The 18,940-nt window shown below is 60.5% G+C and carries 18 protein-coding genes; 11 read left to right on the forward strand and 7 right to left on the reverse strand.

Features of this window, described 5'->3' with window-relative positions; translation table 11 throughout:
- Window positions 1-59 precede the first annotated feature (59 nt).
- Window positions 60-758, forward strand: coding sequence for an ArsR/SmtB family transcription factor (locus V6B08_RS09155; protein ID WP_341979905.1), 699 nt, complete (start codon window positions 60-62; stop codon window positions 756-758).
- A 4-nt stretch (window positions 759-762) separates the two neighbouring features.
- On the opposite strand, the gene dapB is transcribed toward V6B08_RS09155, so the two are convergent.
- The 3 genes from dapB to dnaK all read right to left on the reverse strand — a co-directional run bounded on the left by dapB (window position 763) and on the right by dnaK (window position 4,812).
- Window positions 763-1,584, reverse strand: coding sequence for a 4-hydroxy-tetrahydrodipicolinate reductase (gene dapB / locus V6B08_RS09160; RefSeq protein ID WP_341979907.1), 822 nt, complete (start codon window positions 1,582-1,584; stop codon window positions 763-765).
- A gap of 52 nt (window positions 1,585-1,636) precedes the next feature.
- Complete coding sequence (gene dnaJ / locus V6B08_RS09165) at window positions 1,637-2,803, reverse strand: molecular chaperone DnaJ (RefSeq protein ID WP_341979909.1); 1,167 nt, start codon at window positions 2,801-2,803, stop codon at window positions 1,637-1,639.
- Window positions 2,804-2,877: 74 nt separating this feature from the next.
- On the reverse strand, window positions 2,878-4,812 hold the full coding sequence (dnaK, locus tag V6B08_RS09170) for a molecular chaperone DnaK (protein WP_341979911.1): 1,935 nt from the start codon (window positions 4,810-4,812) through the stop codon (window positions 2,878-2,880).
- Window positions 4,813-5,111: 299 nt separating this feature from the next.
- Between dnaK and rarD the strand changes: the two genes are divergently transcribed.
- From rarD to V6B08_RS09185, 3 genes are all read left to right on the forward strand, one after another.
- Window positions 5,112-6,002, forward strand: a complete 891-nt coding sequence (gene rarD, locus V6B08_RS09175; protein WP_341979913.1) for an EamA family transporter RarD — start codon at window positions 5,112-5,114, stop codon at window positions 6,000-6,002.
- Window positions 6,003-6,116: 114 nt separating this feature from the next.
- Window positions 6,117-6,845: a bifunctional nicotinamidase/pyrazinamidase gene (pncA, locus tag V6B08_RS09180; protein ID WP_341979915.1), complete on the forward strand. Its 729-nt coding sequence runs from the start codon at window positions 6,117-6,119 to the stop codon at window positions 6,843-6,845.
- A gap of 42 nt (window positions 6,846-6,887) precedes the next feature.
- The gene (locus V6B08_RS09185; RefSeq protein WP_341979917.1) at window positions 6,888-7,496 is read left to right on the forward strand and encodes an alpha-ketoglutarate-dependent dioxygenase AlkB family protein; all 609 of its coding nucleotides are present in this window, start codon (window positions 6,888-6,890) and stop codon (window positions 7,494-7,496) included.
- On the opposite strand, the gene V6B08_RS09190 is transcribed toward V6B08_RS09185, so the two are convergent.
- The 3 genes from V6B08_RS09190 to hrcA form a co-directional block, all read right to left on the reverse strand.
- Window positions 7,459-8,685, reverse strand: a complete 1,227-nt coding sequence (locus tag V6B08_RS09190) for an ATP-binding protein (RefSeq protein ID WP_341981617.1) — start codon at window positions 8,683-8,685, stop codon at window positions 7,459-7,461. The two genes, V6B08_RS09185 and V6B08_RS09190, sit on opposite strands and share 38 nt — an antisense overlap.
- A 78-nt stretch (window positions 8,686-8,763) precedes the next feature.
- Window positions 8,764-9,384 (reverse strand): nucleotide exchange factor GrpE, encoded by a 621-nt coding sequence (gene grpE, locus V6B08_RS09195; protein WP_341979919.1) that lies wholly within the window; start codon window positions 9,382-9,384, stop codon window positions 8,764-8,766.
- Window positions 9,385-9,452: 68 nt separating this feature from the next.
- On the reverse strand, window positions 9,453-10,502 hold the full coding sequence (hrcA, locus tag V6B08_RS09200) for a heat-inducible transcriptional repressor HrcA (RefSeq protein WP_341979921.1): 1,050 nt from the start codon (window positions 10,500-10,502) through the stop codon (window positions 9,453-9,455).
- A 287-nt stretch (window positions 10,503-10,789) separates the two neighbouring features.
- On the opposite strand from hrcA, the gene V6B08_RS09205 reads away from it, so the two are divergent.
- From V6B08_RS09205 to V6B08_RS09225, 5 genes are all read left to right on the forward strand, one after another.
- A complete protein-coding gene (locus V6B08_RS09205) occupies window positions 10,790-11,341 on the forward strand; it encodes a phage tail protein (RefSeq protein ID WP_341979923.1) in 552 nt (183 codons plus the stop codon).
- Between the two features lie 28 nt (window positions 11,342-11,369).
- Window positions 11,370-11,915, forward strand: coding sequence for a phage tail protein (locus tag V6B08_RS09210; RefSeq protein ID WP_341979925.1), 546 nt, complete (start codon window positions 11,370-11,372; stop codon window positions 11,913-11,915).
- A gap of 12 nt (window positions 11,916-11,927) precedes the next feature.
- Window positions 11,928-12,497, forward strand: a complete 570-nt coding sequence (locus V6B08_RS09215) for a phage tail protein (protein WP_341979927.1) — start codon at window positions 11,928-11,930, stop codon at window positions 12,495-12,497.
- Complete coding sequence (locus tag V6B08_RS09220; RefSeq protein WP_341979929.1) at window positions 12,461-13,123, forward strand: GNAT family N-acetyltransferase; 663 nt, start codon at window positions 12,461-12,463, stop codon at window positions 13,121-13,123. Before V6B08_RS09215 ends, V6B08_RS09220 begins: the two co-directional genes overlap by 37 nt.
- Window positions 13,124-13,637: 514 nt before the next feature.
- Entirely contained in the window at window positions 13,638-17,330 is a 3,693-nt protein-coding gene (locus tag V6B08_RS09225) for a hypothetical protein (RefSeq protein ID WP_341979931.1), read from the forward strand.
- Between the two features lie 136 nt (window positions 17,331-17,466).
- Here the strand turns inward: V6B08_RS09225 and V6B08_RS21955 are convergent, their stop codons facing one another.
- Window positions 17,467-17,715 carry a hypothetical protein gene (locus V6B08_RS21955; protein WP_502258299.1) on the reverse strand — a complete coding sequence of 83 codons (249 nt, stop codon included), beginning with the start codon at window positions 17,713-17,715 and terminating at the stop codon, window positions 17,467-17,469.
- Window positions 17,716-17,817: 102 nt separating this feature from the next.
- Here V6B08_RS21955 and V6B08_RS09230 point away from each other — a divergent pair, with 102 nt between their 5' ends.
- Together V6B08_RS09230 and V6B08_RS09235 are read left to right on the forward strand one after the other, a co-directional pair.
- Entirely contained in the window at window positions 17,818-18,558 is a 741-nt protein-coding gene (locus V6B08_RS09230) for a hypothetical protein (RefSeq protein WP_341979933.1), read from the forward strand.
- Window positions 18,559-18,666: 108 nt separating this feature from the next.
- Window positions 18,667-18,867: a hypothetical protein gene (locus V6B08_RS09235; protein WP_341979935.1), complete on the forward strand. Its 201-nt coding sequence runs from the start codon at window positions 18,667-18,669 to the stop codon at window positions 18,865-18,867.
- Window positions 18,868-18,940: the final 73 nt, after the last annotated feature.

Consider the following 18,940-nt stretch of genomic DNA (forward strand, 5'->3'; position numbering starts at 1 on the left):
CGCCAAATTTGCCAGCGTCGAAGTTTGTCTGGCAATCACCCTTCGGTTATCATCGAAGCATGACTGCAGATCACCAGAGCGGCCCGAGCCTGGCCGAAATCGCAGCGCTGATCGGCGATCCGGCCCGCGCCAACATGCTGGCGGCGCTGATGGCTGGCCAGGCGCTCACCGCCAGCGAACTGGCGCTGATCGCCGGCATCGCGCCTTCCACCGCCTCCAGCCATCTGGGCAAATTGCAGGCCGGCGGCCTGCTCGCCCAGGAGGCGCAGGGGCGGCACCGCTATTTCCGCCTCAACGGTCCGCTGGTGGCCCAGGCGCTGGAGGCGATTATGGCGGTAGCCGGCGCGGCACCGAAGCCGAAGCGGCTGCCCGGCCCGCGCGATGCGGACATGCGCCGTGCCCGCACCTGCTACGACCATATTGCCGGCGAGTTGGGCGTGAAGCTGACCGATGCGCTGATCGCCCGGGGCTGTATCGAGCGCAGCGGGCAGGATTTCATCCTGACACAGCAGGGCAGGGCCTTCTTCGACCAACTCGGCATCGACCTGGCGGGCCTGAAAGTGGCTCGGCGCGGCCTGGCGCGGGTCTGCCTGGACTGGAGCGAGCGGCGGCCGCATCTGGCCGGCGCGCTTGGTGCCGCGCTGGCACGGCATTGCCTCAAGGCCGGCTGGGTGGCGCAGGCGAAAGGCGCGCGCACGCTCAGCGTCACCCGCACCGGCAAGGCAGCCTTCGAGAAATACTTCGCCGTTGCCGCTTGAGCGGCTAGGCCTGCTTCAGCTCCAGCACGTCGTTCATGTTGTACAGCCCCGGCGCCCGGCCGCGCGACCACAATGCGCAGCGCACCGCGCCGCGGGCGAAGATGCTGCGGTCGGTGGCCTTGTGGGTCAGTTCCAGGCGTTCATTATCGGCAGCGAAGATCACCGTATGCTCGCCCGCGACATTGCCGCCGCGGAGTGCTGCGAAGCCGATGGCGCCGGCTTTGCGCGCGCCGGTGATGCCGTCGCGGCCTGAATCGGTCACGTCCTTGAGCGCCACGCCACGGCCCTGGGCCGCTGCCTCGCCGAACATGATCGCAGTGCCGGATGGCGCATCCACCTTCATGCGATGATGCATTTCCACGATCTCGATATCCCAGTCGTCGCCAAGCGAGGCAGCCACCTGGCGCACCAGGCCGGCCAGCAGGTTGACGCCGAGACTCATGTTGAAGCTCTGCACCACGCAGCAATGCCGCGCCGCCTTGCGCAGCGCATCGAAATGCTGGTCCTCAAGCCCGGTCATGCCGACGATATAGGCGGTCTTGGCCTGGGCCGCGAGCGCGGCATGGCTGGCCAGCACAGCCGGCGCGCTGAAATCGATCACCGCATCGGCTTCGGCAAACAGCCGTGCCGCGTCGCCCTCGATGAGCGTGCCGGTAGCGGACAGACCAGCCAGTGGCCCGGGATCCTTGCCGACCAGCTCGGAGCCGGGACGCTCGGTGCCACCGGCCAGGGCTGCGCCGGGCGTTGCCGCCACCACGCGCAAGATCGCCTGGCCCATGCGGCCGCCGATGCCGATAATGCCGATGCGGGTGTCGTCGGAACTCATGAAAGCCTCCCGGATGCTGCTGCCTCCGGTGTGGCAGACACAGGCGTTGCCGTCAATCCGCCTTGCCGCCGAGCATTTCCTTGACGCGGGCGAAGAAGCCGGCGCTTTCCGGGCTGGTGCTTTCGGCGTCGATGGCGGCGAATTCCTCCAGCAGTTCGCGCTGGCGCTTGGAGAGTTTCACCGGCGTCTCGACATTGACCTGGATATAGAGGTCGCCGAAACCGCTGCCGCGGCCCTGCTGCGGCAGGCCGGGCATGCCCTTGCCGCGCAGGCGGAACTGCTTGCCGGTCTGGGTGCCATCGGGAATGGTGATGCGGGCCTTGCCGCCATCCAGCGTCGGCACCTCGACAACGCCGCCGAGCGCGGCAGTCGCCATCGAGATCGGCACGCGGCATTGCAGATGCTGGCCTTCGCGGCGGAAGATGCGGTGCGCCGCCACCGAGATGAAGACATAGAGATCGCCCGGCGAGCCGCCGCGCAATCCGGCCTCGCCTTCGCCAGCCAGGCGGATGCGGTTGCCTTCATCGACGCCCGGCGGGATATCGACGCTGAGCGTCTTTTCCTTATGCACGCGGCCGGCGCCGCCGCAGATCTTGCAGGGACGCTCGATCACCTTGCCGGCGCCGCCGCAGCTCGGGCAGCCGCGCTCGATGGTGAAGAAGCCCTGCGCGGAGCGGATTTTGCCGAAGCCTTTGCAGGTGGGGCAGGAGATCGGCTGTGCGCCGGCCTCGGCGCCGGAGCCGTCGCAGGCCTCGCAGGCAATCGAGGTCGGCACGCGGACCTGCACGGTCTTGCCGCGGAAGGCGTCTTCCAGGCTGATCTCGAGATTGTAGCGCAGGTCGGAGCCGCGATTGGCATTGCTGCTGCCGCCGCGCCGCTGGCCGCCCATGATGTCGCCAAACAGATCGTCGAAAATGTCGGAGAAGGAGCCGAAATCGAAACCGGCGCCGCCAGCGCCGCCGGGGCCGCGCGGGCCACCCATGCCGCCCTCGAAGGCGGCGTGGCCATACTGGTCGTAAGCCGCGCGCTTCTGGTCGTCCTTCAGCACGTCGTAGGCTTCGTTCAATTCCTTGAATTTCTGCTCAGCGCTGGCGTCGCCCGGATTGCGGTCCGGGTGATATTGCATGGCGAGTTTGCGGAAGGCGCGCTTCAGCTCATCGGCATCCGAAGTGCCACGCGGCACGCCCAGAACTTCATAGTAATCGCGTTTGGTCGCCATTCTTTGCAGCCCCGCCCGACGCGGAACCGGGCGCCCTGATGTTTCGGGCGCCCGGTCCGTCGGTCATTCCCGACTTACTTCTTTTTCTTATCGTCTTTCACTTCTTCGAATTCGGCATCAACGACGCCGTCATCGGGCTTCTTGGCATCGGCGCCTGAACCGGCGCCGGCCTCGCCGCCAGGCGCCGCCGCATCGGCCGCGCCCTGTTCCTTGTAGAGCGCCTCGCCGAGCTTCATGGCGATCTGGCTCAGCTTCTGCGCCTTGGTCTTGATCGCCTCGGCGTCATTGGCCTCGATCGACTTCTTGAGGTCGGCGATGGCGGCCTCGACGTCGGCCTTGTCGCCGGCCGGAGCCTTGTCGCCGAGATCGACCAGGGTCTTCTCGGTGGCATGGATCAGCGACTCAGCCTGGTTCTTGGCCTCGGCCGCCTCGCGCCGCTTCTTGTCTTCGGACGCATGCTCCTCGGCGTCGCGCACCATCTTCTTGATGTCGTCTTCCGACAGACCACCAGACGCCTGGATGCGGATCTGCTGCTCCTTGCCGGTGCCCTTGTCCTTCGCCGAGACATGCACGATGCCGTTGGCGTCGATATCGAAGGTCACCTCGATCTGCGGCACGCCGCGCGGTGCCGGCGGAATGCCCATCAGGTCGAACTGGCCGAGGATCTTGTTGTCCGCCGCCATCTCGCGCTCGCCCTGGAACACCCGGATCGTCACGGCGTTCTGGTTGTCCTCGGCGGTGGAGAAGACCTGGCTCTTCTTGGTCGGGATCGTGGTGTTGCGGTCGATCAGCTTGGTGAACACGCCACCCAGCGTCTCGATGCCGAGGCTCAACGGGGTGACGTCGAGCAGCAGCACGTCCTTGACGTCGCCCTGCAGCACGCCGGCCTGGATGGCAGCGCCGATGGCCACCACTTCGTCCGGGTTCACGCCCTTGTGCGGCTCGCGGCCGAACAACTGCTTCACCACCTCGATCACCTTTGGCATGCGGGTCATGCCGCCCACCAGCACCACCTCGTCGATGTCGCCGGCGGAGAGGTCCGCATCCTTGAGCGCCTTCTTGCAGGGCTCGATCGAGCGCTGGATCAGGTCGTCGACCAGGGCTTCCAGCTTGGCACGGGTGAGCTTCATCACCAGATGCTTCGGGCCCGACTGGTCGGCGGTGATGAAGGGCAGGTTGATCTCGGTCTGCTGCGAGGACGACAGCTCGATCTTCGCCTTCTCAGCCGCTTCCTTCAGGCGCTGCAGCGCCAGGCGGTCGTTGCGCAGGTCGATGCCGTTCTCTTTCTTGAACTCATCGGCCAGGTACTCAACGATGCGCAGGTCGAAGTCTTCGCCGCCGAGGAAGGTGTCGCCGTTGGTCGAGCGCACTTCGAACACGCCGTCGCCGATTTCGAGGATCGAGACGTCGAAGGTGCCGCCGCCCAAGTCATAGACCGCGATCTTCTTGCCGTCCGACTGCTTGTCGAGGCCATAGGCCAGGGCCGCCGCCGTCGGTTCGTTGATGATGCGCAGCACTTCCAGGCCGGCGATGCGGCCGGCATCCTTGGTGGCCTGGCGCTGGGCGTCGTTGAAATAGGCCGGCACGGTGATGACCGCCTGGGTCACCTTCTCGCCGAGGAAGGCTTCCGCCGTTTCCTTCATCTTCTGCAGCACGAAGGCCGAGACCTGGCTCGGGCTGTACTTCTTGCCGTCGGCTTCCACCCAGGCATCGCCGTTGTCACCGGCCACCACCTTGTAGGGCACCATCTTGGTGAACTTCTGCGAAGCTTCGTCGCGGATGCCGCGGCCGATCAGGCGCTTCACCGAGAACAGGGTGTTTTCCGGGTTGGTGACCGCCTGGCGCTTGGCCGGCTGGCCGATCAGGCGCTCGCCGTCCTTGGTGAAGGCAACCATCGACGGCGTGGTGCGCGCGCCTTCCGCGTTCTCCACCACCTTCGGGGTCTTGCCATCCATGATGGCGATACAGGAATTGGTCGTTCCCAGGTCGATGCCGATAACTTTGGCCATTACTCATCTCCTCGATTCAGGCAGTCCGAGGCGGCCTCCTTAGGCTGTGAGCGCCGGGCCGGACCCCTTGTCTGTTTGCACTTGTGACCGGTATGTAAGTGGGGACCCTGGGTCCCGCAACGCCCCAGGCAAAAAAAACGTGAAGTCCGGTCGAGTCTTGGTCTCCCTGGCGGCATAGTCCGGCCTGGCGCTTCCCAGCGAGGAAACCCGTGTCCGCTGCCCCTGGCCAAGCCCCGTCGAACGCCACTGCCAAAGCCCTGCAAAGCGGGGTGAAAGCGTCGGACTCGTCACCAATATTTATGGGAATTTTATTCGCCGCCATCGCCTATTGCGCCTGGGGCCTGTCGCCGCTGTATTTCCGCATGGCGGGCTTCATGACGCCGCTGGAAATCACCGCACAGCGTGTGCTGTGGGCCTGTCTGCTCTGCTTTGTTCTGCTGGCGGCGATGGGCAAGCTGCCGCTGCTGGCCCGAGCGGTGGCCAACCGCCGCCTGGTCGGCGTGTTGGCCATCACCAGCGCCATGATGCTGCTGAACTGGCTGCTGTTCGTCTATGCCATCGACACGCGGCAGGTGATGTCGGCCTCGCTCGGCTATTACATCAACCCGCTGGTGGCGGTGCTGCTCGGCCGCCTGGTGCTGAAGGAAAAGGTCAATCCTGTGCAATGGGCGATGCTGGCGCTGGCGGCGGTCGGTGTCACCGTGCTGGGTACGGCGGCGGCCAATACCGGCATCTGGATCTCGCTCGCCATTGCCATCTCCTGGGGCATCTACGCGCTGCTGCGCAAGCGCAATCCGGTCGACAGCCTGGTTGGCTTCACGGTGGAAATCCTGCTGCCGCTGCCGATCGCCATCGGTTATCTGGCCTGGCATGGCGGCGGTGCGCTGGGCCCGGCCTGGAATGGCTTGCTGAGCGCCGATCTGGTGCCGCTGCTGCTGCTGGTTTTCGCCGGAGTGATCACGGCGATCCCGCTGGTCGCCTTCGGTGCCGGGCAGAGCCGCCTCACCATGGCCAGCATGGGCCTTATGCAATACATCTCGCCGACCCTGCAATTCCTGCTCGCCACGCTGCTTTGGGGCGAAAGCTTCACCAGCAATCACGCCATCGCCTTCTCCTGCATCTGGGTGGCGGTGGGTGTGTTCAGCTTCGAGAACTGGCGCCGGGCACGGCGGGCGGCGGCGACCGGCTGAGGCGCCGCGAAATCAGGCAGTGATCGCCTAAATTGTTTGCATACAAATAGTTTTTGACAAAGCAAATAGCCGTGCTTTGATCAAGGCAGTGCAATCAAACGGGGGAGTGCTGCCATGACGAATGTAAGTCATTTCAATCGACGCCATCTGCTGCTTGGCCTCGGCGCCACGGCGGCGCTTGCCGGCCTTGGTAGTGCCGCCCAGGCGGCAGGCAAAGTTTCCGCCGGCTCGCGCAGCGTGCTGATCGTGGTGGACGTGCAGAACTGCTTCATCCCCGGCGGCAGCCTGGCGGTGAAGGAAGGCGACGTGATCGTGCCGCTGATCAACACATTGGCGAAGAAATTCCAGAATGTGGTGCTCACTCAGGACTGGCATACCGCCGACCATGTTTCCTTCGCCTCGCAGCATAGCGGCAAGAAGCCGTTCGAGAGCGTGAAGCTGCCCTATGGCAATCAGGTGCTGTGGCCGGATCACTGCGTGCAGGGCACGGAAGGCGCGGCCTTGGCCAAGGATCTGGCGATCCCGCAGGCGCAGCTCGTCATCCGCAAGGGCTATCACAAGAATGTCGACAGCTACTCGGCCTTCTTCGAGGCCGATGGCAAGACCTCTACCGGACTGGGAGGCTATCTCAAGCAGCGCGGCATGAAGCGGGTTTTCGTCGTCGGCCTGGCGACCGATTTCTGCGTCGCCTGGACCGCCATGGATGCGCGCAAGGAAGGCTTCGAGACCTATGTGATCGAGGATGCCTGCCGTGGCATCGACGCCGCCGGCTCGCTTGCCAAGGCCTGGACCGACATGAAGGCCAAGGGCGTGAAGCGCATCCAGTCGGCGGATATGGCCTAGGGTGACCTAGCATAGGCCAGCGGGCCGTCCTACATTGCAGAAATGTCGGACGGCCTGCATTTCCTTCCCGGATATTTCGATGCGGCGGCGCAGGCGGCTTTGCTGGGCGATGTACGTGCGCTGCTGGCCGAGGCGCCGCCCTATCGTGCGCTGATGCCGAAAACCGGCCAGCCGATGCGGGTGCGCATGAGCAATGCCGGCGCGCTCGGCTGGTATACCGACCGTGATGGCGGCTATCGCTATATATCAACCCATCCTGAAACCGGGCGGCCCTGGCCGGCGATCCCGGAACGCATCCTGAGCGTCTGGCGCGCGGTGAGCGGCTACGGCCATGATCCGGAATGCTGCCTGATCAATCTCTATGATACTGAGGCGAAGATGGGTCTGCACCAGGATCGCGATGAGCAGGATTTCTCGGCGCCCGTGGTGTCGATCTCGCTTGGCGACAGCGCCCTGTTCCGCATCGGCGGGCAGAACCGCCGCGATCCGACGCGCTCGCTGAAACTTGCCAGCGGCGATGTGCTGGTGCTGGGCGGCGCTGCGCGTCTGGCCTTTCACGGCATCGACCGCATCCATGCTGGCAGCAGTCGGCTGTTGCCGGAAGGCGGCCGGATCAACCTGACTTTGCGGCGGGTGACGCTGCCGCGCTGACAGCTGATTGCAGAGGCTGGGGCGATTGCAGCGGTGGTGGGAATTCCAGCGTCACCGTGGTGCCCTGACCGAGCCGGCTTTGCAGCAGGAATGTGCCGCGATGCAGCTCCACCAGTGCCTTGACCAGCGGCAGGCCAAGACCGGTGCCTTCATATTGCCGTGTGAGATCGTTCTCCACCTGGCCGAAGGGGCTCAGCACCAGGTCGAGATGTTCCGGCGCGATGCCGATGCCGGTGTCGCTGACCCAGATGCGGAAACCGCCATGCTCCATCGCCTGGGTGCCGATCTCGATGCGGCCGCCCTTGGGCGTGAATTTCACGGCATTCGACAGCAGGTTCAGCAGTATCTGCCGCACCGCCTGGGCATCGGCATAGCCTTCCTCCAGCGCCGGATCGAACCGGGTGGCGAAGCTCAGTTCCTGCCGCTCGGCATGAGGCCGCAGCACCCGCATGCATAGTTCGGCCATTTCCTGCGGATCGATCATGGCGGGATGGATGGTCCAGCCACCGCTCTCGATCTTGGCCATGTCCAGGATGTTGTTGATCAGGCCGAGCAGATGCTGGCCGCTGGCCAGGATGTCCTGCACGTATTCGGCATAGCGCGGTGTGGTAAGCGGGCCGAACAGCCGGTCGCGCATCACCTCGGCAAAGCCGATGATGGCGTTGAGCGGCGTGCGCAATTCATGGCTCATGGTGGCGAGGAAGCGCGTCTTGGCGCGCGAGGCTTCCTCGGCGGCGGCGCGGGCGCGTTCCAGCGAGCGGTTGCGCCGTTCGCTGCGCGCGCGGCTCAACTGCAGCAGCGACAGCGCGGTGCCGACGCCGTGATACAGGCCATCGGCGGTGACGATGAAGCCGCGCAGCAGGGCTGATGGGTGCTCGTCGGCGATCAGCGCTTCCAGGCGGTCGATACCGAGCTGCGCCTCCACGGTCAGCGGCTCCGGGTCCATCAGCGCCGTCACCGGTTTCTTAGCGTAGAGCGCACGGCCATAGTCGCGCGAAAGATGGGTGATCAGGTCGTAGCGGTTGATCAGGCCGAGCGGGCGGCCCTGTTCATTCACCACCGCGAGCGCGCCGAGATCGGGGTCGGCGGCAAACAGGCGGTCGACATCCTCGCAACGCATGCCGGGCGGCACTGGGGTACGGGGACTGGCGACACCGCCTATGGTCTCGAGCAGATCGCCATCGCTCATATGCACGGCAGGCCTCATGGATCTTGAGGCCTTGTTATCGCCGCCTAACGTGACGGCGCCGTGACATTGGGGGCGGGTTTACGCCCTGGTATCGACACTACCAGCAGTGGCGCCATCCGGCTGCGGACCGCCCTTGGTGACGCCCACCATGGCGGCGCGCAGCAGCCGGCCATGCTGCACATAGCCGGCGGCCACCACCTGGAACACCGTGCCGGCGGGCAGGTTCGGGTTCTCCACCTCGAACATCGCCTGATGCAGATTGGGATCAAAACGCTGGCCCTGCGGATCGATGCGCTGGATGCCGTGGCGCTCGAACACGCTGATCAGTTCCCGCTCGGTGGCCTCGATGCCGACCAGCAGGTTGTTCAGCGGATCACTCTTGGCGGCTTCGCCTTCGCTGGGCTTCGGCGCGCTTTGCAGCGCACGGCCGAGATTGTCGGCGACGGTGAGGATGTCCTTGGCGAACTTGGCCGAAGCGAACTTCACCGCATCATCGCGCTCGCGCTCCAGGCGGCGGCGCAGATTCTCGGTTTCGGCTGCCAGCCGCAGCAGCTTGTCCTTCAGTTCCGCGCTTTCCGCTTGCGCCTTGGCAAGATCGGCGGCGAGCAACACGGCGTCGCCGCCGAGGCTCGGTTCGGTGTTGATCGCGGCGTCGAAATTCACGCTGTCCTGGGCAGGCTGGGTCGGCTGGGTGTTCATCTTACATCTCTAAATAGCTGCGGCCCTGCATATACGGGCAGGGGCGGCAAATTTCAACCAAGCGGCTTTTACCGCAGCAGGCGGCCCACCACCTGGGCGGTGAAATCCACCATCGGCACCAAGCGGGCATAATTCATGCGGGTGGGGCCGATCACGCCGATGGCGCCGACAATGCGCTGCTGCTGGTTCTGCAGCGGCGCCACGATCAGCGAGCAGCCGGCTTGGCGGAACAGGGTATTCTCCGAGCCGATGAAGATGCGCACGCCCTCGCTGCCATGGGTGAGGTCGATCAGGCGCAGCATTTCCTCGGTGTTTTCCAGTTCTTCCATCAACGAGCGGATGCGTTCCAGGTCGGCCATCGCCGCCACGTCGTCGAGCAGGTTGGCCGAGCCGCGCACGATCAGGGTGCCGCCGGGATTGCGCCCTTGGGCCGGTTCGCCGCCCCACACCGCCAGGCCGGCTTCCACCACCTTTGAGGTGAGCTGGTCAAGCTCGGCGCGGCGTGCGGTGAGTTCGCCCAAGACTTCCTCGCGCGCCAAGTCGATGGTGCGGCCCTTGAGGCGGCGGGAGAGGAACTGCCCGGCCTCGGCCAGCGCCGATGGGCTCATGCCGAGCGGCATGTCGATCATGCGGTTCTCGACCTGGCCGTTCTCGGTCACCAGCACCACCAGGGCCTGGCCGGGGCCGACGGGTACGAATTCCACCTGGCGGAGCGGCGCATCGACTTTCGGCGCCACCACCAGCCCGGCATGGCCGGAAAGCCCGGAGAGCGCGGCGGTGGCTTCGGTCAGCACCTCCTGGAAGCCGCGGCCCGAGGCGGCGCAGCGATTCTCGATCGCCGAGCGTTCGTCATGGGTCAGGTCGCCGACCTGCAGCAGGCCGTCGACGAACAGCCTGAGGCCGCTCTCGGTCGGCAGCCGCCCGGCCGAGGTATGCGGCGCGAAGAGCAGCCCGGCATCTTCCAGGTCGGCCATGGTGTTGCGGATGCTGGCCGGCGACAGCTTGTGGTCCAGCTTCTTCGACAGGATGCGCGAACCGACCGGCTCGCCGGTCGCCATGTAGGTTTCCACCACGAGGCGCAGGATCTCGCGGTTGCGTTGGCCGATCTCTTTGATCATGCAGGAAGAATGGGGATTGCCTGGGCAAGCGTCAACCACCGGGTGGCTGAAGGGCGGATCCTGCGGGTATCGGAATGCCCTTTTCGGTCGTGATCGGGCGGCATGGAAAGCAGTGAGATCGCCGTGGCCGCGCGATATCCCTACCGTAGTGATCCACTAATTGCCGTGAATACTATTTTTTGTCTTGGCGGCCGCACGGAATCCGGGCAGAGTGATGCAACCATTCAGTGTTCTCGGGCGGAGAGTATTCCTGCATTCATTGCGGGCAATAACGGGGGGAGCGGGCGATGTCGGATTGGTTCCTGGGTGAAATCAGGATTTTTTCCTTCACGAACATCCCCGCCGGCTGGCATATCTGCGATGGCAGCACGCTGCCCGTGCAAGGCAATCAGGCGCTATTCAGCCTGATCGGCAATACGTTCGGCGGAGATAACGTCAACTTCAACCTGCCCAACCTGCAGGGCCGCGCCATGGTGCACATGTATGGCACGGGCAGCGGCATGAAGCCCAATGTTGGCAACATCGGCGGCAGCATAGGTGTCACGCTCAGCCAAGCGCAGATACCGGCTCATAATCATATTGTAGCCGCGGTTTCAGGCAGCGCGACGACTGCCAACCCGACTAGCAACCTGCTGGCGACCAGCGCCATGGGGCAACCGAACCCGCAACCGCCCAGCGCGCCGCTCGTATACGCGCCGCAGGGAAGCAATCCTCTGGTCGCCCTTGAGGCGACGACAATAGACAGTGAGGGCGGCTCGCAGCCGCATGAAAACCGTCAGCCCTACATGGCCCTGGTCTGCTGTATCGCGCTGACCGGCATCTACCCGCCGCGGCCCTGAAACCCCCTGCCACATAGGAGCCTGCCCCATGGCGGAAGCCTTCCTCGGTGAAATCCGGTTGTTTTCCAGCATTTACGCGCCGACCGACTGGCTGCCCTGCGATGGGCAGCTTCTGTCCATCTCGCAATACCAGGCCCTGTATTCGGTTATCGGGACCACGTATGGCGGGAATGGACAGACCAATTTTGCCCTGCCGAATCTGCAGGGACGACTGGTCATCGGCACCGGCACCTATACCAACCCGCCGGATCCGGTCACCAGCTATGCCGTGGGCAACCAGGGCGGTGTGATCCAGGTCGTGTTGACCGATGCGACCATGCCGGCGCATACCCATAGTTTCCAGGTGGTCAATGTTGAGGGCAATATCGCCGCTCCCAGCCCGGTAGTGATGTTGGCCGACACGCCGGATACCCAGCAGATGTATATGCCGAAAACCACCGGCACGGTGCGGGCCTTCGATCCAACGGCCCTCTCGCTCGAGGGTGGCGGCCAGCCGCATGAAAACCGCATGCCCGCCACAGCGATGATGTACATGATCTGCACGGTCGGGCTCTATCCGACCCCCGGCAATTAAGGGAGCGCCGCCATGGATGCCTTCTACGGTGAGATCAGGGCGTTTCCCTACCAGTTCTGTCCCTGGGATTGGGAGGAATGTAACGGCCAGGAGCTGCAAGTGCAGCAATTTCAGGCGCTCTATGCCGTCATCGGCAACCTGTATGGCGGCACCCCGGGTCAAACTTTCAAGCTGCCGGATTTGCGCGGCCAGGCGGCGATGCATTTCGGCACCTACGTCAACCCGCAGGCAAATCCGCCCGAGTGGGCGGACTACACCTGTACGGAAAGCAGCGGCGTCGATACGGTTACGCTGCAATACACGGAAATGGCGGCCCACTACCATACCCTGCAAACCATTCCCACCCAGACGCGACTGACGGCTCCCAGTTCAAGCGCTTTGATCGGCCCGCCCGCCTTCAGGCTCAAGGCGGGGAACAACTACACCTATTCGCTCTTCAGCGCTGCCGCTGCGGATACCACTCTGGCTGCGAACTCGGTGACCCCGGTCGGCTCCGGTACCGCGCATGACAATCATCAGCCCTTCCTGGTGATCCGCTACTGCATATGCGTGAACGGCTGGTGGCCGCCAAGACCGAGCTGATCGCGCCCATGCCGGAGCCGCAGCGCGGGGCGCTGCCATGGCTGCCGCTGCCGGCCAGCCTGCGGCGGCAGCGGATCGGCTTGCGGCCGGAACGCGGGCTGGAAAGCGAAAGCGTGGCCGGGAGTGGGGCAGAGAGCAGCGACCGTGATTTTCTCGGCCTGCTCTATGCCAGCACGCGATTGCATGAAATGGCTGCCAGCGGCTGGCCGATGAGCCTGCAGCAGCGTTTCCTCGCCGACCAGTTCCGGCTGCAGGACCAGCATTACCGCAGCCATTATCCCGGCATGGCCCGCCATATCATCGAGCGCGGCGGTGCACCGCTCGGGCGGCTCTACCTTTGGCGCCGCGACTATTCCAAGCAGGATGATGATCCCGAAACAGCCGGCGTCACGGCTGGCCCCGGCGAGGAATTGCGCGTGGTCGATATCTCGCTGTTGCCGGAATGGCGCGGCAGCGGCATTGGCGGCGATCTGCTGCGCGGCGTGCAGGCCATGGCGGCGGCGGCCGGCGGATTCGTCTCGCTCAATGTGTTGCAGGGCAATCCGGCTTTGCGGCTGTACCAGCGGCTCGGCTTCAAGCCGGTGCACAGCGATGGCGCCTATACGCTGATGCACTGGCGGGGCTGATCGCGCCCGCCGCGACTTCAACCGCCCCGAAAACACAAAAGCCGCGGGAAACCGCGGCTTTGGATGGTCTGGTAAATTGGAGCGGGCGATGAGATTCGAACTCACGACCCCAACCTTGGCAAAGGAAAAATTACAGTGTCAAAGTAGTACAAAAGAATATGTCGAGGTTCTTTTCTGTACATAAGAATATCTGGCACCACTACAGCCAACCTTCGACAGTATATCGAGCGGAATGAATTCTTTTGACCTCATATGAAGCCGAAAAGAAAATTAATACAGTGACCCATCGGTAACCGGCGCCATAACCGGCATTAAATTATACGAAACACTTAAAACCAGCATCCATTGAACCCCAAGTAGGCTTTTTATCAGAGGTAATCGAGAGGTTCGCGCTTTTAACAACTCATAATAGAATAAATGCGGGCGACTCGGATGATGGTAGGTAACTTTGTGGCCTGCAATTTCAGCTACCGATCTTTCGCATTGGGCTGATCGCCGTGAGGCACAGTCTCAATTGCCTGTGCTGATTCGTCGGTTGATCCATTGCACTTGCTCTGACCTGACGGTGATCACTTTCCCAGGTGGTGATTCTGTTCAAATCGGAGGTTTTGATGGTGCGCTAGAAACCTCGAAGGGCAATGTCTGGGCGCCTGCTGGCAAATCCATCTGGGAGATGGGTTGTGATCGCAAGATCAAGCAGAAAGCGGATGGCGACTACCGGAAGCGCACGACAACGGTAGTAGTCGAGGAGCGGCGGCAATCAACCTTTGTATTCGTGACGCCACGGCGATGGTCGGGTAAAGCTGCCTGGGTTGCTGCACGGAAAGCAGAAGACCAGTGGGCCGACATTCGGTGCCTTGATGCCGACGATCTTGAGCAATGGATCGAAGTAAGTCCGATTACAGCGGCGTGGCTTACTCGCGTCCTTGGGCGAGTTGTTGAGGGCATTTTAACGGCCATTGATTATTGGCGGAAATGGTCATGTGCCGCAAAGCCTGAACTCCCAGCAGAACTGCTCCTCGCAGGTCGTGATGAATTGGTTTCGAAATTAGTCGATTTGATCGAAAAGCGTCCTTCACAAGCAATTACAGTTGCTGCGGATTCTCGACATGAAGCTCTCGCTTTTGTCTGCGCGGCACTTGGTACACAGCCAAAACTCTCAGATCGATTGCTTGTTGTTGAGGGGAAGTTTCAGCCTGATCAACTGGGTAAGCCTGAAGGGCAAATACTCGCGTTGTCCGACGCGGCAGCCGAAGAGCAATTCGCTCACCTTTCGTCGCAGATTCCGCTGATTGTCCCACTGGCACGGGGGCAGGTAGGGGGCGCACCTGATATTGATTTAGAGCCGATCAGCGGGGAGCACTTTGAGAAGTGCCTGGAACAGCTTGGCCTCACAGACCATGAGATTATGGTTGCGGAGCGGGAAAGCGGTCGTTCGATTACAGTTCTTAGGCGCCGCTGGGCGGTAACCCCTGCTTTGGCTCAGCCGAAATGGTCGGGTGATTCAGAGATTGCAGGAAAGTTGGTGCCGTTTGCCCTCTGTGGCGCCTGGCATCTTGGTCGTAACGGTGACCTTGGCACGTTGGCGGCCATTGCAAATCTGTCCGTTGAGCAAATCGAGCAGAATAGCAATGAGTTACTTTCACTTGACGACGCACCCATTGAGGCAATTGGTCGATACAACCGTGTTGTGTCCCAAATCGATGCCTTGTTCGCAATCGGTCCACGACTAACAAAATTAGACTTTGATCGGTTCTTCTCCGTAATAGAACGAGCTATCGGTGTACGTGATCCTGCACTTGATTTGCCCGAAGAAAAACGCTGGATGGCCAATATCCTTGGTAAAGAGCATCCCTTTTCTGGCGCCTTACTAAAGGGTATTGGTAATGCACTCATCCTTCTCGCAATTCATGGAAATACTATTTGCGGGCGCCGTCTTGGTATAGATATCCAGGGCCGCATAAGCGCATTAGTTTCTCGACTTCTGACCGATCTCACGGGTGAGCAGTGGGTGTCAATCAGAGTTAATCTTCGTCTACTTGCCGAAGCTGCGCCTGATTCCTTTCTTAGCGCTTTGGAGCGCGACTTGGCCAAGGCGCAACCGGCTGTTATGGCGCTGATGCCCGTCACGAAGGGGGGCGTTACTGACCAATGTCTTCGGGTGGAACTGTTGTGGGCCCTGGAACTGTTGGCTTGGAATCCACGGACATATGGGCGGGTTGTCGGCATTCTTGCCATCTTGAGTCGAGTGCATTTGGATGACAACTGGGTAAACAAGCCTGCCAATAGCCTACATTCACTATTTCGCACATGGCTGCCGAAAACTGCCGCCCCTATCGAAATGCGGGTTGAAACGTTACAACAACTCTTCAATGTGGAGCCGGAAGTTGCCTTCGATTTGGCAATCAGTTTGGTTGATACCCGTCATGCTATAGCAACAGATAACACTAGGCCGCGCTGGCGCAACGATGCGGCCAATGCCGGTCGCCGAGCCAGTGCGATAGAATACTACGACATGGCTATAGCGGCGGCAGAATTGCTGTTGACAAGGGCGTCGTATTACCTGGAGCACCTGCAGAAAATTGTACCGGTTGCCGCATGTTTTGTTGCGGACCATCAGACTCGCTTATGGAATATTGTTCGTAGTTGGGCGCTGACTGCTGCTGATGGAGACAAAGCCGCACTCAAAGAAACTTTGCGCAAATATATCGCTCGGCGCCGCAAGAAACATGATGTGAAAGAAGTGGAGGATGTATTCAGCAGTTTGGAACCGTCCAATCTTTGCGAACGCCATAAGTGGTTGTTTGAGAGGCGCTGGCTGGATTTATCTGCTGACGAACTAGATGAAGATGAAAATTATAGTGATCGGCAAGAACGTGTGGATGGGCGTCGTTTCCAGGCGCTGCTGGAGATTCTTGCAGTAGAAGGTGAGGCTGGCATTTTTCGATTTGCACTCGGTGTTAAAGAACCCGCTCTTGTCGCTTATTTTATTGCCAAGAAACTAACTGAAGTAATACCTCAGGAATCTATCGTTGGGTTTATGGATAACGCAGTATCGAGTAATCAATTGGCACTGTTTCGTAGGGGTTATTTTGCCGCGCTCGAAGATCAAGAGCTGGCTGCTTTGCTGCGGCTTTATGTAGGTCAATGCGCCAGAAAGAATATTTCAGATGAGATGTTTATCGACATTCTTTGTCAGGCGCCGACTGGGCGAGTGGTTTGGAGTCTAGTAGATGAGCAACCTGAAGAGTTGAGGGGCAAGTATTGGGCCAAGGTAAACATTGGGTGGTTCGATTGGACTGCTGAAGATGTTGAGGTTGTTATCAGGAACCTATTAGCAGTTGGCCGCCCGAGATCTGCATTTTTTGCTATTCGCTTGGACAAGCAACTTGTCTCAGCGGAGTCTATGCAGATGGTTCTGCATTCCCTGTTAACAATCGATGAGCCTGGTGTATCAGTTCCGGTTGCTTATGATATTGCAGATGCATTCAAAATTCTTGATCGGTCACCTGCTCCAGATCAGGCGGCTATGGCCAAGCTTGAGTTCGGTTTTTCCATGGCACTTGTCGATACAGAGCGGGGCATGCCGAATCTTAGCCGCCATTTCGTGGAAGAGCCAGCTGAGTATGTTCGGATGCTCAGTTATGTGTATCCCCGAACTGATGACGGAAATGATCCTGAAGGTTGGAAAATTGCTGATGAAAAACATGAAGCAAACATTGCCGAGACATGTTCTTGCGTCATAGAGCACTGGAATGTGGTGAAAGCTTTCACCCATAATGATGTTCTTGACGTTGTCGCTTTTAAGGAATGGATAGATAAATGCCGCGCCATAGCTTCCGAAGTAGCGAGAGGCCGCATCGCTGACTTCAAGATCGGCACAATGCTTGCGTGGAACGCTTTTCGCGGGGAAGAGGTTTGGCCTTCTCCGGCTGTGTGCGATGTGTTGGAGCATATCGGAACGGACTCGATGCGCGACGCATTTAGCTCTGGCGTGTTCAATAGTCGCGGGATGACTACTCGCGACCCCTTTGAGGGCGGCCAGCAGGAAAGAGGGGTGGCCAAGCGATTTGATGATTATGCTGCCGTGCTTGAGATTAAATGGCCAAAGCTTGCTGCAACGATTCGCGACCTGGCGGATGGCTACCGTCGAGACGCCGAGTCGCATGATCGTCAGGCACGGCTAAACCAAGTGCGTGATTTATGATTTCACACGCACTTTTCCGCATACGCTACCGTTAGCCTATATCCCGGTGCACCTACCGTTCCCCTATACCCTGGCTTTCCACGGTGGCACAGCTACGCGCGCGGGCGCATGCGCTAGCTACGGTAGTGATGACTGACTAGATGAGTGCTTTCATATGGATTGAACGGGTGCCGGAGAATTTTGTCGACCGACTGCAGCCCGGATGAGCGATACGGTGCTCAAAGTGCTCTCGCATCCCATTGTTAGCCTTCCGGTGTGCCCGAACACGGCCATGACACTCGCAGCAGCGCAGTAGATATCCCGATCCGATGGTGAGCGCTTCGGCGATATCGATTTCCTCCCAAAGATTACCGCGTTGCACCTCGCATGTTCTCGCCTTAACCATTGATGACCCCGTGAGTTTTCAGTTTCTTGCTTCTAGCCCCACCACTTATTCGCTACTAAAAAACATAATCATGCCATCGCGGCCTAAGCATATGGGGAAATCATGTACAACGACGATATTCTACGAATACCTGCCAATGAAGACGAGATGTGGAAGGTACTTCGAGAGCAGTATGTATTTGTTCGACATCTGCTCTATGAGCTGCCCGTAGAAACCAAAGAGCAGGCGCTTGATGTCGATCTTCAAAGCACCCCGACAGCAGAACTGGCGCGGATAAGTATGGGTTCGGTTCGCTATCGTAACGTAAGCGAAGAAAACGACCAGCGAGACTATTACCTGGAAATAGGGCGAGGATTGCTCCCCTATATTGAGCGAGCGTTGGATGAGCGGAAGCTAACCCCCGAATTTGTACAGCAATGGGGCAAGGTAATGTTCTGTCACGGCTACATCGCATCACATGTATTTGATGACAGTGACGATCTCGAAACTTACCGAAATCGCGCAAAGGGGGCTCGGGCTTCGGATCGCACGCCTCAACGTGTTTTCCTTGCGAGGCTTTTGCTCTGGTTTATGAATGAACAAAAGCAAACACGCCAACAGGCTGAAGCAAGCGCGGCAAAAGCAATTTGGAAATTCATCGACGCCAAAAATAGCCGGCAGGTGCTGCCAAACTATGATTTAGACTGGTTCAGAACCCTCGTCCGAGAAGGCGAGTATCGTGACCGAATTGTCACCACAATGGCGCAAAAGAACTTGAATAAAGCTGAATTGAATGCGCTCGCTGTCGTCGAATTCGAGGGGGTGCCGTCAATTGAAGTTTTTCTTTCGGTAGTTCGCTCGTGATTTTTTCCTACAGGCTTAGCCTATAGGAATAGGCTTTGTGACGTGGCGTGTTTGCATGCGTATTTTTATCTCTGTCAGACGGCAATGTCTGAATAAGGAGATAGAACAATGAACGCAGACGTAACCCCACCGCTGTTCGATGACCTCGACCAGCTTCGCACCTTCAAAAACGCAGCCGTCGCGCTGCGTATTCCCTACTTCAAGATTCAACGCGCGGCTCGGGTGGGGATCATCCCGACCTATTCGCTGCTGAACAAACGCCGCTATGTAAAGCTGCGCGACATCCTCAATTTGATGTCCGCCGCCTAGCCAACCCTCCCCACAATCTGAGCCAACCAGCCGTGCTCTTGGCGCGGAACGGAAGCGGCTTGCCTAAAATACG

This window comes from Ferrovibrio sp. MS7, from assembly GCF_038404985.1.
Classification (GTDB): Bacteria; Pseudomonadota; Alphaproteobacteria; order Ferrovibrionales; family Ferrovibrionaceae; genus Ferrovibrio; species Ferrovibrio plantarum.